The 14588-nt window shown below is 69.0% G+C and carries 12 protein-coding genes; 4 read left to right on the forward strand and 8 right to left on the reverse strand.

Annotated features, from left to right (window positions below):
* Positions 1-103: 103 nt before the first annotated feature.
* Both ABY44_RS35565 and ABY44_RS35570 read right to left on the reverse strand, forming a co-directional pair.
* Positions 104-2413: a hybrid sensor histidine kinase/response regulator gene (locus tag ABY44_RS35565; RefSeq protein ID WP_060173598.1), complete on the reverse strand. Its 2310-nt coding sequence runs from the start codon at positions 2411-2413 to the stop codon at positions 104-106.
* A gap of 225 nt (positions 2414-2638) precedes the next feature.
* The gene (locus ABY44_RS35570; RefSeq protein WP_027792509.1) at positions 2639-4006 is read right to left on the reverse strand and encodes a sigma-54-dependent transcriptional regulator; all 1368 of its coding nucleotides are present in this window, start codon (positions 4004-4006) and stop codon (positions 2639-2641) included.
* A 350-nt stretch (positions 4007-4356) separates the two neighbouring features.
* Between ABY44_RS35570 and ABY44_RS35575 the strand changes: the two genes are divergently transcribed.
* A complete protein-coding gene (locus tag ABY44_RS35575) occupies positions 4357-5415 on the forward strand; it encodes a sigma-54 interaction domain-containing protein (protein WP_060173600.1) in 1059 nt (352 codons plus the stop codon).
* Positions 5416-5564: 149 nt separating this feature from the next.
* On the opposite strand, the gene ABY44_RS35580 is transcribed toward ABY44_RS35575, so the two are convergent.
* Positions 5565-6338, reverse strand: a complete 774-nt coding sequence (locus ABY44_RS35580) for a BON domain-containing protein (RefSeq protein ID WP_060173601.1) — start codon at positions 6336-6338, stop codon at positions 5565-5567.
* A 192-nt stretch (positions 6339-6530) separates the two neighbouring features.
* Positions 6531-6917, reverse strand: a complete 387-nt coding sequence (locus ABY44_RS35585) for a hypothetical protein (protein WP_060173602.1) — start codon at positions 6915-6917, stop codon at positions 6531-6533.
* A 284-nt stretch (positions 6918-7201) separates the two neighbouring features.
* On the opposite strand from ABY44_RS35585, the gene ABY44_RS35590 reads away from it, so the two are divergent.
* Positions 7202-8791 carry a PAS domain-containing hybrid sensor histidine kinase/response regulator gene (locus ABY44_RS35590; protein WP_060173603.1) on the forward strand — a complete coding sequence of 530 codons (1590 nt, stop codon included), beginning with the start codon at positions 7202-7204 and terminating at the stop codon, positions 8789-8791.
* 48 nt (positions 8792-8839) lie between these two features.
* Here the strand turns inward: ABY44_RS35590 and ABY44_RS35595 are convergent, their stop codons facing one another.
* Positions 8840-9478 (reverse strand): MarC family protein, encoded by a 639-nt coding sequence (locus ABY44_RS35595; protein ID WP_027792504.1) that lies wholly within the window; start codon positions 9476-9478, stop codon positions 8840-8842.
* Positions 9479-9612: 134 nt separating this feature from the next.
* Between ABY44_RS35595 and ABY44_RS35600 the strand changes: the two genes are divergently transcribed.
* The gene (locus tag ABY44_RS35600) at positions 9613-9831 is read left to right on the forward strand and encodes a DUF6566 family protein (protein WP_034189953.1); all 219 of its coding nucleotides are present in this window, start codon (positions 9613-9615) and stop codon (positions 9829-9831) included.
* Between the two features lie 49 nt (positions 9832-9880).
* On the opposite strand, the gene ABY44_RS35605 is transcribed toward ABY44_RS35600, so the two are convergent.
* Positions 9881-10258 carry a DUF5594 family protein gene (locus tag ABY44_RS35605; protein WP_060173604.1) on the reverse strand — a complete coding sequence of 126 codons (378 nt, stop codon included), beginning with the start codon at positions 10256-10258 and terminating at the stop codon, positions 9881-9883.
* 37 nt (positions 10259-10295) lie between these two features.
* The gene (locus tag ABY44_RS35610) at positions 10296-11828 is read right to left on the reverse strand and encodes an FAD-dependent oxidoreductase (protein WP_060180736.1); all 1533 of its coding nucleotides are present in this window, start codon (positions 11826-11828) and stop codon (positions 10296-10298) included.
* Positions 11829-12064: 236 nt separating this feature from the next.
* Between ABY44_RS35610 and ABY44_RS35615 the strand changes: the two genes are divergently transcribed.
* Entirely contained in the window at positions 12065-13225 is a 1161-nt protein-coding gene (locus tag ABY44_RS35615; RefSeq protein WP_060173606.1) for an NAD-dependent formate dehydrogenase, read from the forward strand.
* A 34-nt stretch (positions 13226-13259) separates the two neighbouring features.
* Here ABY44_RS35615 and ABY44_RS35620 read toward each other — a convergent pair.
* On the reverse strand, positions 13260-14588 hold a 1329-nt coding region (locus ABY44_RS35620; protein WP_431643533.1), incomplete at its 5' end, for a PLP-dependent aminotransferase family protein.

Raw genomic sequence — 14588 nt, forward strand, 5'->3', positions numbered from 1 at the left:
AACGCGGGTTCGTCGACGGCAGCGACATCTTTCCCGGTTCACATCCGTGCGAGAGGGTCGTGACTACCGGCGCCCTCGACGTCAAACAACCGCGGCCGGCGCGTCAGTCGTCGCGCTTCGTCGCGTGCGCGATCTTGTGCACCAGTTCGCGCACGTCGACCGGCTTGCACAGATAGCCGTCGAACCCGGCCTCCAGCGCACGGCGCTGGTCGGCGAGGCCGGCATGCGCGGTGACCGCGAGCACGCAAACGTCGGGCGGACCGCTGTCGCCGTTCGTCGCCCCGTGCCGCAACGCATCGAGCAGCCAGAAGCCGTCGCCGTCCGGCATCGCGAGATCGGACAGCACGACGGTCGGCCGCAAGTCGGCGGCGACCGCGAGCGCCTCGCGGCCCGACGACGCGATCGCGACCGACGCGCCGAACGTGGTCAGCGCGGCCGTGAGGCTCGCCCGCGTCGTCGCATCGTCGTCGACGATCAGGATCCGCTGCGCATCGAGCACGAGCGGCTCGCGCTGCCCGCCCGCCTGCGCGAGCCCCCACGCCATCGCGCCGACCGGCTGCCAGCCGGCCGGCAGCGTCACCGTGAAGGTCGTGCCGCGATTGCGGCCCGCGCTCACGACGGTCACGCGGCCGCCGTGCAACTCGGCGATATGCCGCACGATCGACAGGCCGAGACCGAGGCCGCGTCGCGACGACGCAGGCGAATCGTCCGCGCGGCGAAACATGTCGAAGACGTACGGCAGGAACTCCTGCGCGACACCCTGCCCCGTATCGGTCACGGTCAGGATCACCCGCGCGTTGTCGAGCGCGAGCCCGACCGTCACGTTGCCGCCGTCCGGCGTGAACTTCAGCGCGTTCGAGATGAGGTTCGACAACATCTGCCGCAATCGCTCGGCGTCACCCGACACGATGCACGACGAGGTCTCGCAATCGAATTCGAGCTCGATGCCGGCCAATGACGCAGCCGTCTGGAACGCGCCGACCGAATCGGAGAACAGCCGCACGATGTCGACCGGCGTCGCGTCGAGGCGCAGCTTGCCGGTCGCGAGCGACGACGCATCGAGAATGTCGCCGACCATCCGCGTGAGCGAACGCGCGCTGCGGTCGATGGCATCGATCGCCTGGTTCTGCAGCGCCTGGTCGCCGGAATTGCGCAGCACCTCGACCCAGCCATAGATCACGTTCAGCGGTGTGCGCAACTCGTGCGATACCGTCGCCAGCAGCTCGTCCTTCAGCCGGTTCGACGTATCGGCCTGGTCGCGTGCGTCGCGCGCGCCCCGCAGCGAGCGCTGCGCGCGGAGGTCGCGCCGGCGCTGCGCACCGGTTTCGCGCAGCGTCAGCGACAGCGCGACGCATTCGCGTGCCTCGCCGCGTACCGGGCACGCCGATACGGTCGCGCGAAAACGCCGGCCGTCGCGCCGCACGCACAGCAGTTCGAGCGGCCCGACCGGATCGCGCATCGCTTCGAAGGATTCGGCCAGCGGATTGCGCCGCAACCAGCGCATGGCGATCAGCGAGTCGAACATGCGGCCGCGCGCGTCGGCCTCGTCGTAACCGAAGATTCGCTGCGCGGCCGGATTCCAGCTGGCAATGCGGCCGTTCGCGTCGATGCCGACGATTGCGTCCGGCGATGCGTCGACCACCGCGCGTTGCAAGCGCGACGCGTCGATGCGTGCGCGATCCGCGCCGGCATCGCGCAGCAGCAGCACCGCGCCGTCGAGGTTGCCGTCCGGATCGCCGAGCGGCGCGGCAACCTCGACGATCGGCACCGGATCGCCGGTGCCGTCACGCTGCAGCCAGTGCCGGTCGGACACCGCGTCCGCGCCGTCGAGCGCGCGATCGAGCGGCGTCGTCTGCACGCGGCGGCCGTCACGATCGACGATCCGCAGCACGTCGCGCACCGGCCGCCCCGCCGCGTCGCCAGGCCGGCAGCCGGCGAGTTCGGCCGCCGCCGCGTTGATATAGGTCAGCCGCCCTTTCGTGTCGACCGCGATCACGCCGTGCGGCAGCGCACTCAGCACGGCTTCGAGCTGCCGGCGTAAAGCTGCCTCGTGTCGGCGCGCGCGATCGTTCGTGATCCGTGTCTGTCGCAACATCGACGCGATCGCGCAAACGAGCGCACCGATCAGGATGAAGGTGCCGAGCTGCACGAGCCGCTCGGGCAGCGGCGCCGGATAGGCGGCCGGATCGGACAGGAACAGGGTCCACACGAGCAGCCCGCTGACGACGGTCGACACGATCCCGAACAGGAACGACGTCGCCCACGCGGCGCCTGCGAGCAGCGGGTAGTACATCACGAACGGCAGGTTCACGCCGCCGAAGCGGATCGCGAGCACCTGCAGCACGGTCGCGATCGCGACCAGCATCGCGGCCGTCGCGTAGTTTCCGGCCTGCCGCCGGGGAAGATCGGTCATCGGACACGCTCCTGCGGGGCCGGCCGACGGCCGCGACCCCGAACACCGCCGACCGGCACGACGCGCGACGGCCGGCCGGAACCGGCCGCGCAGCCGCCCGCCACGGGATGATTCACGCGACGGCCGAGCCGGCGCGCGGGCTCGTCCCGCCGCATCCCGGCGATGCCGTCGCCGGTTGCGCACGCGTGATGCGGAAACGGGAGCATGAGTGTGATCGCGACGGCATCAGGAGTCCGGCTTCTCCGTTTCGTCTTCCAGTTGCGCGAGCCGGTTGTAGATCGTTTTCAGGCTGACGTCGAGCACTTCGGCCGCCTGCGCCTTCACGCCGCCGCACTGCGCGATCGTACCGAGGATCAGCTTGCGGTCGACTTCCTCGAGCGGCGTGCCGAACGGCACCGTCACGCGATCCTCGTGCGAATCGACCATGCTGGACAGTTCCTCCATGATCGGCGGCGGCAGCGTGTCGATCACGTCGGCGTCGGTGAAGATGCTCGCGCGCTGCACGAAGTTGCGCAGTTCGCGTACATTGCCGGGCCATTCGTAGGTCTTCAGCGCCTCGCGTGCGGCCGGCGCAAAGCGCAGGTTGCGGCCGCTTTCCTCGTTGTAGTGCTGCAGGAATGCATCGGCGAGCATCGGGATGTCGTCGCCGCGCTCGCGCAGCGACGGCAGCGGAATCGGAAACACGTTGATCCGGTGAAACAGGTCGGGCCGCAGCTTGCCGTCGGCCATCGCAGCTTCCGGGTCACGGTTCGTCGCGGCGACGATGCGCACGTCGACGTCGATCTCGCGCGTCGAGCCGAGCCGCGTGAGGCGCCCCGTCTCGAGCACGCGCAGCAGCTTCACCTGCGATTCGAGCGGCATCTCGGTGATCTCGTCGAGAAACAGCGTGCCGCCGTCTGCGCGTTCGAAGAAGCCCTTGTGCTGGCGCTCCGCGCCGGTAAAGCTGCCGCGGTCGTGGCCGAACATCTCGCTCTCGACGAGGTTCGCGGCAATCGCACCGCAGTTCACCGCGAGGAACGGGCCGCGGCGGCGCAGGCTCAGGTCGTGCACGGTCTGCGCGGCAAGCTCCTTGCCGGTGCCCGATTCGCCGGTGAGCAACACCGACGCCTCGGTGCGCGCGACGCGCCCGATCGCATCGTAGACGGCCTGCATCGCGGGCGAGCTGCCGAGCATGCGGCCGAATCGGCCGAGGCGCTGCAGTTCCGAGCGCAGCTCCGCGATTTCCTCGTGCAGCGCGGTCGTGCGCGGCACGCGCGCGAAGATGCTGTTCAGCCGCTGCATGTTCAGCGGCTTCACCAGATAGTCGGTCGCGCCGCGCCGCAATGCGTCGATCGCGGTTTCGAGGCTCGCATGGCCGGTGGTCAGCACCATCTCGCAATGCGCGCGCTTGGGCAACGCGTCGAACAGGTCCATCCCGTTGCCGTCGGGCAGTACGAGATCGCACAGCACGAGATCGGGGGTATGCGTCGACACGAGCGCGCGTGCTTCCTCCAGCGTCGCGGCGGTATCGCAGGCGAGTTGCTGCGTTCGCGCGAGCGTCGCCAGCATCGTGCGCGTATCGGCATCGTCTTCGACGATCAGGACGTAGGGCATCGAAGCTCCTCGTGATGCGAGCCGGTGCAAGTGTCGACCGGACATCGCGACAGATGTGCAGCGCATCGCACGCCGCCAGGCACGAGGCAATGCATTCCACGCTGCAGCGAATGAACTGGCAGGCCATGCTGCCATGACGAAGGAATCGCTTAGCAGTATAGAAGAGCGACGTCGCGCATCGGCCCTTCATCGAATAAATCTATCCGCCCGCGCGGCATGCATTGCGAGATTCAATGCGGCCGCGGCGACATAACACGTATGCTTTGCGCATGAATAACGGCGCATAACGTGTCGCTTTTTCGTGTGCCTGGGTCATAGTCGGTCAAATCTTCCCCATTCGATATCACGTCATGTCGAAATCCGTCGATGACGGCAAGCGTCTGTCCGGACGCTCGCGTTCGATCCAGACCCTGTTGATGAAGGTGTCGCGCGTGGCCGCGACGCGCATCAGCGTATTGATCGTCGGAGAAAGCGGCGCGGGCAAGGACATCGTCGCGCGGCTGTTGCACGACTTGAGCCCGCGCCGGCGCGGGCCATTCGTCCCCGTGAACTGCGGCGCGATCCCGCCCGATATCGCGGAGTCGCAGTTGTTCGGGCACGAGAAAGGCAGCTTCACCGGCGCGATCGCCCAGCATGTCGGCATGTTCGAAGCCGCTCGCGGCGGCACGCTGTTTCTCGACGAAATCGCCGAGATGCCGGCCGAACTGCAGGTCAAGCTGCTGCGCACGCTCGAATCGAACACGATCGTCCGCGTCGGCGGTCACGAGCCGATTCCGCTCGACGTGCGCATCGTCGCGGCCACCCATCACGATCCCGTCGAGGCCGTGCGCAGCGGCCGGCTGCGCGAGGACCTGTTCTACCGGATCGCGCCGGTCGCGCTGCACGTGCCCGCGCTCAGGCAGCGCGAGGACGACGTCGACGACATCGCGCTGCAGATCGTCGAGCGGCTGAATGCGCGGCACCGCACGCGCAAGCGGCTGTCGATGCAGGCGATGAAGGCGCTGCGCGCGTATTCGTGGCCCGGCAACGTGCGCGAGCTGCGCAATGCGCTCGAGCGCGCCTTCATCCTCGCCGACGAGCAGATCGACCTGCAGTTGCCGCGCCGGCTGCTGCCGCGCGACGACGTGCGCCACAACGCGATGACGCTGCATTTCGGCACGACGCTCGCGCATACGCAGCAGCGTTTCATCGTCGCGTCGCTGCGGCATTTCAACGGCGACAAGCCGCGCACCGCGAAAGCGCTCGGCATCAGCCTGAAGACGCTGTACAACCGTCTCGCGCTGCTGCCCGAGCATGAACGCAATGCGGCGAACGGCGGCGCCGCGACGAACGCCGCCGGGTCCGCGAATGCAACCGGCACAACCGGCGCGACCGACACGACCAGCCCGTCGAATGCGACGCCCCCGTAAACGCGGCCCGTCACGCTGCCACGTCGTCGCACGGTGCGCGACCCGGCCGCGCGTGAACCGATCGATACCGGAACACGCGCCCGCGTCAGGCCGTGCGGGTTGTCGTCATGCGCACGCCGCCCGCGGTCGCGCCGTTTCTGCACGGCCGGTCAATGATGCGGCTTGCGCTCGCGGTCGCGTTCGACGGTGCCGGGTTCGGGATCGCGCGCGGCCGGCAGCGTCGGCGTGACGGTCCGCTGGTCGGGATGCAGCACCATGCCCGTATCGTGTTCGCCGTCGCGGTGCACGCGCACGCGATTCTCGACGTCGCGCACGCCCATGCAGCCGTCGGCCAGATCCTCGATGTCGTGCTTCATCCAGCGTGACGGCACCGTGCCGTCCAGCACGACGCAGCCGTCCTGTACCTGCACGGTGACGTCGCTCACGTCGATGTCGAGCGCATGCGCGAGCCGCTCGCACACGTCCTCGCGGATGCGCTCGTCCGAACGCGTATAGCCTTTCGGCCCGCGGCGATGGCGCAGCGCGTCGCGGTCGGCGTCGCTGCGGTAGCGCGGCGTGTCTCGCGGGTCGCCACGGTCGTGCTCGCCGCCGTACCGGCCCATCCGGTAATGACCGCGTAATTCCGGACGGTCGCTGCCGTACGGGCCTTCACTGCCCTCCGCACGGCGGCCCGGTTCGCGGTAGCCGCGTTCGGCCTCCCATCCGGGCGGGCGCGCACCGCCCTGCCGGCCCGGGTCGGACATGCCGCGCCGCTGGTCCGCCGGCCGCGCGGCGCGCTCGGTCCATTCGCTGCCCCAGTCTTCCGCGCCGACGCTCTCGCTCACCGAGCGACGGCGCGCCGATTCAGGGTCTTCCTCCGGCCATCGTGCCGGGTCGTCCGGGATGCCGCGCTCGCCGTGCCGTCCGGGATATCGTCGTTGCATCGTGTCTCTCCTTGTTCGCGCCTGCGCCGCGCACGGCCCCATGCCGGGTCGCGACACGGCGCATGCCGGCCGGCTCGAACGCAAGCCGCGTGCCGATATCGTTGCCGACGCACGACGGATGCGCATCGCGCCGTCGATCCGCTGCCGGGCGCGCCAATCTGCAATGCGATTGCAGTTTTTGCGTGCCGGGCGTCATGGCCCGCCGCCGGCGTCCGGATCGTCCGGATCGTCCGGATCGTCCGGCTCCCCGGATGCGTCGTCGCGATCCGGCCCGCTCAGCCGCTCGGTGCGATCCGGCTCGATATCGGCACCTTCTTCGAGCGTCGAATCGCCGTCCGCCGACGCGCGTTCGCCGGTACCCGCGCGGTCCGTATCGCTGTCGAGCGATGCATCGCCGCGTTCGAGCGCATGCGCGTCGAGCGGCGAATCGATGTCGAACGGATAGCGCCGCGCGCCGGCCGTGTCGCTGCCGCTGTCGGACGAGTCGCCCGGCCCCAGCGCGCGGCCGTCGCGGCCGCGACGGGCGTTCTCGTCGTCCGGGCCGGCCGGTTCGTTGTCGGGGTTCAGCGTGCTGTTCATGTCGACCTCCTTGCTGGCGTGCCGCTGCTTGCCGCTACGTGTGGCCGGGCGGCCGCGGCACGGCATGCGGACGGGAGGCGCGTGCAATCGGCATGCCGCATCGCGCACCCGGAACGGATGCCCTTGCCGGGATCGCGGACGGCACGGGCGATGCGCGCCCATTGATCAGCCGAATTGAGTTCCCTTATGCTTTCCGGGGTGCCAATCCGTTTGATGTGGCCACCGCCGGCGCGCCCGGCGGCGGCCGGGCAGCGTTTGCCTGCCCGTCTTCGACCTGCCACACGATGAAGAAAGACGACGACTCCCCTCGCTCCCATCCGCCGCCCGGTTTACCCGATGCGCGCGACCTGGTGCATCGCTTCGCCGAGTTCCGTTTCCAGACGGTCGTCGGCTCGATTACCGACTACGCGGTGTTCATGCTCGATCCGCACGGCAATGTCGCGACGTGGAATGCGGGTGCCGAGCGCATCAAGGGCTATCGCGCGGTCGAGATCGTCGGCCATCACTTCTCGTGCTTCTATCCGCCCGATGCGATCGCGGCCGGCCGGCCGTCGCACGGGCTCGACGAGGCGGCCGCGCGGGGCCACTTCGTGGATGAAGGCTGGCGCGTGCGCAAGGACGGCTCGCAGTTCTGGGCGAGCGTGACGATCGCCCCCGTGCACGATCACGAGAATCACCTGTGCGGCTTCATCAAGATCACGCGGGACATGACCGAGCGCAAGCGGCTCGAGGAACTCGAAGCGTCCACGCACCGGCTCAGCGTGTTCATCGCGATGCTCGCGCACGAACTGCGCAACCATCTCTCGCCGCTGCGCCATTCGATCGGCGTGCTGCAGAGCCTGCCCGATCCGGCGCCCGTGCTCGCGCAATGCCGCGACGCCGTGCATCGCCAGGTCGGGCAACTGACGCGGCTCGTCGACGATCTGCTCGACGTCGGCCGCATCACGGCCGGCAAGGTCGAGCTGAACGATCGCCCCGTCGCCGTGCGCGACATCGTGTGCCGCGGCGTCGAAAGCATCCAGCCGAAGCTGGCCGCGCGCGGGCAGCACATCCACGTCGACCTGCCGGCCGATCCCGTGCTGCTGCACGGCGACGATGCACGGCTCGTCCAGGTGCTGCACAACCTGCTCGACAACGCGTCGAAGTTCTCGCCGCACGGCGGGCGGATCGACGTGGGCGCACGGGTGGAAGGGCCGGTGGTCGCCATCCGCGTCACCGATCATGGCGTCGGCATCGCGCACGGCGCGCTCGAAACGATCTTCGACCTGTTCGAGCAGCGAGGCGCGTCGGGTGGCTCGCCGACCGGCGGCTTCGGGCTCGGGCTCGCGATCTGCCGGACGTTCGTCGAACTGCACGGCGGGCGGATTTCCGCGGAAAGCGACGGGCCCGGGCACGGCGCGACGTTCACGGTGCGGCTGCCGATTACACGGACGGGACGTGCGGAGCAGGCCGGCGTGCGCGAGCCGGCGGCGCACGCGCCATCGGACACCACGCCGCTGCGCATCGTGATCGTCGACGACAACCGCGACTCGGCCGACACGCTCGCCGTGCTGCTCAAGGTGAAGGGGCATGCGCCGCGCGTCGCGTACAACGCAGGCGATGCGCTGGCGCTCGCCCGCGACTACGCGCCGCAACTGATGATCCTCGACCTGACGATGCCCGACGTCGACGGCTTCACGCTGCTGCACGAACTGCGCGCGATCGACGCGCTGCGCGACACGACCTGCGTCGCGCTGTCCGGCCACGCGCGCGCGTCCGACCTCGCACGCACCGAACGCGAGGGCTTCGACGCGCACCTCGTGAAACCCGTCGAGATCAACGTGCTCGACGCACTGCTGCAGCGTGTCGCACGCGGGATTCGGCGTCCGTCGTAACGCCCGTGCTCGAACTGCCGCACGGCACGCCGCGGCGCGGCATTGCATTCAATGCGGCAACCCGAACGCGGCCTTCAGGCTCGCGACGATCATCTGCATCGCGATCGCCGCGAGGATCATCCCCATCAGGCGCTGGGTCACCGCCGTCACGCGCGGCGACAGGTAATGCCCGATCAGCGGCGCGGACAGCAACGAAACGGCCAGCAGCACGAGAAACGCGGCGAGCCCGAGCGCGAAAGCGAGTTCCTGTCCGGTCGAGAACGCGCTGTGCCCGAGCACGATCATCGTCGCGATCGTGCCGGGGCCGACGAGCAGCGGGATCGTCAGCGGATAGATCGCGACGCTCTCGGCCGCCGCCGGGTCGGCGCCTTCGTCCTCGCCCGGCGAATGCTGGCGGCTCGGCGCGCCGTGCAGCATCGACAGCGCGATCAGCAGCACCAGCAGCCCGCCCGCGAGGCGGAAATCGTCGATCGTCAGGCCGAATACGTGCAGGATCGCGCCGCCCGCGACGGCCGACACGATGCAGCCGACCGTCACGCCGATCGCGGCCGTCAGCGCGACCTTGCGGCGCACGCCGTCCGCCGCGCCTTCGGTCAGCGACAGGAACACCGGGATGTTCGCGATCGGGTTCATGATCGCGAACAGCGCCGCGAACACCTTGATCGAAAAGGTCAGGTCGAAGGCCACAGGTTCGCTCCCGTCTCACGCGTCGTTTCGCATGCCGAATCGCACGCAGGTTCCGCTTCGTTTCCGGTGCACGGCGCGCGCCATGCTGCTACGATCGACGCACCGCGTTCACGCACGACGGAGGGCCCCGACCGATGCAAGCCACCGACACCTTCATGGATCACGAGATTCGCGTCGAGGCGACGCGCAACGCAAACGGCGCGTGGGTCGCGCAGGTGCGGATCTTCCGCGACGGCGCGCCGGTCGACCTGCCCGCGCCCGAACTCGTCACGCCCGAATGGCTCACGTGCGACGAAGCGCTGCGCGGCGGCATCGACCAGGGCCGCGTGATCGTCAAGACACGCGACCGCTAACGTCGCGCGGTTCGTCGCCGCATCGTCGGCGGGCAGCGCGCCGCGCGTTTCACGCATCGAAATCGAGATCGCCGATCAGGATTTCGCGGTCGCGCTGGGTCCGTGAGCTGAAGTCGACCGGCAATTCCATTTGCCAGCGTTCGATCGTGACCGGCAGCGCCGCGAGATAGCGGTCGAAGCGGCTGCGGTCGGGCTCGGCCAGCAACGCAGCGATCGCGTCGTCGTGCCACGCGAGCCGCGCGTTCAACCGGTTCGGCAGCCCGACCGTCGACGTGAGGCCGATCACGTCCACACAGGTCGGACTCCCCTGCCCGTCGTGCGGCACGACTTCCACGCGCACTTCACCAGGCTGATACAGGCCGAGCACGCGCGCCGCGATGCGCGGCGCAAACTCGGTTTCGAAACGTGCGCGGATTTCAGGACTCATCTTGCCTCCGGGTTCGAATCATGTCGTCACGCGGCTGTCATGCGGCTGCAATCTGCCGCTCGAATGCCGCTTCTGCCTTCAGGCTGTCGAGATCGCGGCCGATCGTCGCGACCGCGAGCCGCGTGTCGCCGCGCCAGTACGCGATCGCGCAGTCGTGTGCGCCGAGGTCGCCGTCGATCTCGACGCGATCCCATTGCTCCGCATGCCCGACGTAGTTGATCGTCAGGTCGTAATGCTGGCTCCAGAAGAACGGCACCGCGTCGAACGGGCGCTGCTGGCCAAGCATGTTGTGCGCCGCGACGATGCCCTGCCGCTCGGCGACGACCCAGTGCTCGACGCGAATGCGCTCGCCCGTCAGCGGATCGGGCCAGCGCGCGATGTCGCCGGCCGCATAGATGCCGGGCACACTCGTCTGAAGGAAGCGGTCGACCGTCACGCCGCGCTCGACGGCCAGCCCCGCGTCCTGCGCGAGCGCGACGTTCGGTTGCACGCCGATGCCGACCAACACGACGTCGGCCGGCAGCACGTCGCCGGTCGACAGCGTCACGCTGTCCGGCGTGATCCGCGCCGGCGTCGCGCCGAGATGGAACACGACGCCGTGCGATTCGTGCAGGGCCTTGATCGTGTCGCCGAGCGCTTCGCCGAGCACGCGTGCCATCGGATGCGCATCGGGCGCGACGACCTGCACGTCGAGCCCGCGCGTGCGCAACGCGGCGGCCGCTTCGAGCCCGATGAAGCTCGCGCCGACCACGACGCAGCGGCGCGCCGTTTTCAGCTTGTCGATCAGCGCGTCGCAATCGGCACGCGAGCGCAGCACGCACACGTGCGGCAGATCCGCGCCCGGCACGCTCAGCCGGTTCGGCTCGGCGCCCGTTGCCAGCAGCAGCGCGCCGTACCCGACACGGCTGCCGTCGGCCAGTTCGACCGCCTGCCGCGCGGGGTCGATCCGCGCGACACGCGTGCCGCACCGCACATCGATCCGGTGGTCGGTATAGAACGACGGCGCACGCAGCGGCAGCCAGTCGGCGTCGGCCGTGCCGGCGAGATAGTCTTTCGACAGGTTCGGCCGGTCGTACGGCGGATCGGCATCGGCGGTAAGCATCGTGACGGGATGCGGATAACCCGCCTGCCGCAGCGTCACGGCGGCCGCGATCGCAGCGGCGCCTCCGCCGACGATCACCACCGACGCAGGCAGCCCGGCCGCATTCAGCGCGGGAGGCGCGGCGGCCGGCCGCGCATCGAGCACGACGGCACGGCCGTCGCGGCGTTCGACGCGCCAGCACGGGAGCCCGTCGAGCGCCGGTGCGCGCAGCAGTGCGCCCGTGCGCAGGCAGAACGCCGCGTGATGCCATGGGCAGTGGATCGTGTCGCCCTCCAGCAGGCCGTCGGCCAATGGCGCGCCGTAGTGCGGGCACTGCGCGCCCACGGCAAACAGTTCGTCGGCGCGGCGCACGAGCAGCACCGCGGTATCGCCGACATGGCCCTCGATCATCGCGCCGTCGGCGAGATCGTCGAGCGCGATGCCCTGCGTGAGGTCGGGGCGTGACGACGAAGCGTCGCTTCCAGTCATGACGTGGCTCCCGGAAAGTCAGGTAACGATCCCATTATCGACATCCCATTTGAAAAGAACAGGTACAGACGCCTCCGCAGCGCACGCAAACACCGACTGTAGCTTGTACGCGAGCCATGACGGGCGTAGAACGTCATCAACGTTGCGGCGCAACACACCCGTTGCCTGCGAGGGCACGTCGCGCGTCCTGCGCAATCCGCGTGCCACATTCCCCCCTTCACCAGGAGTGCTACCCGATGGCCACCGTCCTGTGCGTGCTCTACCCCGATCCGGTCGACGGCTACCCGCCGCGCTACGTGCGCGATGCGATTCCGGTCATCACGCACTACGCGGACGGGCAAACCGCGCCGACGCCGGCCGGCCCGCCCGGCTTCCGGCCCGGCGAACTCGTCGGCTCGGTGTCCGGCGCGCTCGGGTTGCGCGGCTATCTGGAGGCGCACGGCCACACGCTGATCGTCACGAGCGACAAGGACGGCCCCGATTCCGAATTCGAGCGCCGGCTGCCCGAAGCGGACGTGGTGATCTCGCAGCCGTTCTGGCCCGCGTACCTGACGGCCGAACGGATCGCCCGCGCGCCGAAGCTGAAGCTCGCGCTGACGGCCGGCATCGGCTCCGATCACGTCGATCTCGACGCCGCCGCGCGCGCGCATGTCACCGTCGCCGAAGTCACCGGCTCGAACAGCATCAGCGTGGCCGAGCACGTGGTGATGACGACGCTCGCGCTGGTGCGCAACTACTTGCCGTCGCATGCGATCGCGCAGCAAGGCGGCTGGAACATCGCCGATTGCGTGTCGCGCAGCTACGACGTCGAGGGCATGCATTTCGGCACGGTCGGCGCGGGACGCATCGGGCTCGCCGTGCTGCGCCGGCTGAAGCCGTTCGGCCTGCAGCTGCACTACACGCAGCGCCACCGGCTCGACGCGTCGGTCGAGCAGGAACTCGCGCTCACGTATCACGCCGATGCCGCGTCGCTCGCGAGCGCCGTCGACATCGTCAACCTGCAGATCCCGCTTTACCCGTCGACGGAGCACCTGTTCGACGCGGCGATGATCGCGCGCATGAAGCGCGGCGCGTACCTGATCAACACCGCCCGCGCGAAGCTGGTCGACCGCGACGCGGTCGTGAATGCGGTCACGTCCGGGCATCTCGCGGGCTACGGCGGCGACGTGTGGTTTCCCCAGCCGGCGCCGGTCGATCACCCGTGGCGCGCGATGCCGTTCAACGGGATGACCCCGCACATCTCCGGCACGTCGCTGTCCGCGCAGGCACGCTATGCGGCCGGCACGCTGGAAATCCTGCAGTGCTGGTTCGACGGCAAGCCGATCCGCAACGAATACCTGATCGTCGACGGCGGCACGCTCGCGGGAACGGGCGCGCAGTCGTACCGGCTGACGTGACGCCACGCGCCGCGCCCGACGCGCGGCGGTACGGTCAGTCGACGCAGTAGGCGGCGAGCTTGCCGACGGTCACGACCGCCTGCTCGATCTCCGGCGACCACGGGCTGCTGTAGTTGAGACGGATGAAATTCCGGTAGCTGTCCGCGATCGAGAACATGTAGCCGGGCCCGATCGTGATGCCCTGTTCCAGCGCGAGCTGGTACAGCCGCATCGCGTCGACCTGCACGGGCAACTCGACCCACAGCACGTAACCACCCGCCGGGCTCGAAATGCGTGTGCCTTCCGGGAAGAACCGCGACACCATCGTGCGCATCAGGTTCGCCTGCTGCGCATACGCCTTGCGAATCCGCCGCAGGTGATGCTCGTAGCCGTCGCGTTCGAGAAACTCCGCGATCGCGAGCTGCGGCAGCGACGGCGTCGCGAGCGTGTTCAGGAATTTCAGTTTCTCGACCTGCTCGCGATAACGGCCCGGCAGCGCCCAGCCGATCCGGTACGCGGCCGTCAGGCTCTTCGAGAACGACGCGCAATGCAGCACGATGTCGTGGCGGTCGAACGACTTCAGCGTGCTCGGATGCATGTTGCCGAAGTACAGTTCGTTGTACACGCCATTCTCGATGACAGGCAGGTCGGCTTTCGCGGCGAACTCGACCAGTTCGCGCTTGCGCTCGTCGGGCATCTGGAAGCCGAGCGGGTTCTGGAAGTTCGGCATCACCATGCATGCGGCAATCGGCTGCGACTTCGCGATCGCGGCCAGCGCCGCGATGTCGATCCCGTATTCCGGATGCGTGGCCACCTCGATCGCCTTCATCCCCATCCGCTCGATCGCGTGCAGCATCGCGTAGAACGTCGGCGATTCCACCGCAATCGTGTCGCCCGGCTTCGCCACCGCCTGCAGGCACAGGTTGATCGCCTCCGTCGCGCCCACCGTCACGATGATCTCGTTCGGGTCCACCGACATCCCGTTTTCCAGGTAGCGCCGTGCGATCTGACGGATCAGCCGCGGATGCCCGGGCGGCAATCCGTCCGTCACGCCCCACAGCGACTTGTCGCGGCCGGCCGCGTACGCATAGCGGTTCAGCTTCTCGAACGGGAACAGGCTCGGATCCGGGTACGGCGAGCCGAGCGGCACTGCGTCGTCGGTGCCGATCGAGCGCAGCGTCGACAGCACGAGCCGGCTCACGTCGACCGACGACGAGATCGCGATCGGCTTCGACGGCCGCAGCTCGCGCACCGGCGCATGGCCGTCGTCGCGCCGCAGGTTCACGAAATAGCCGGACTGCGGGCGGCTTTCGAGCAGCCCGCGGCTTTCCAGCAGCAGATACGCGTGCAGCACGGTCGTGATGCTGATCCGGTGCTGCTGGCT

The sequence above is a fragment of the Burkholderia sp. ZZQ-2 genome, assembly GCF_050768715.1.
GTDB lineage: Bacteria > Pseudomonadota > Gammaproteobacteria > Burkholderiales > Burkholderiaceae > Burkholderia > Burkholderia cepacia.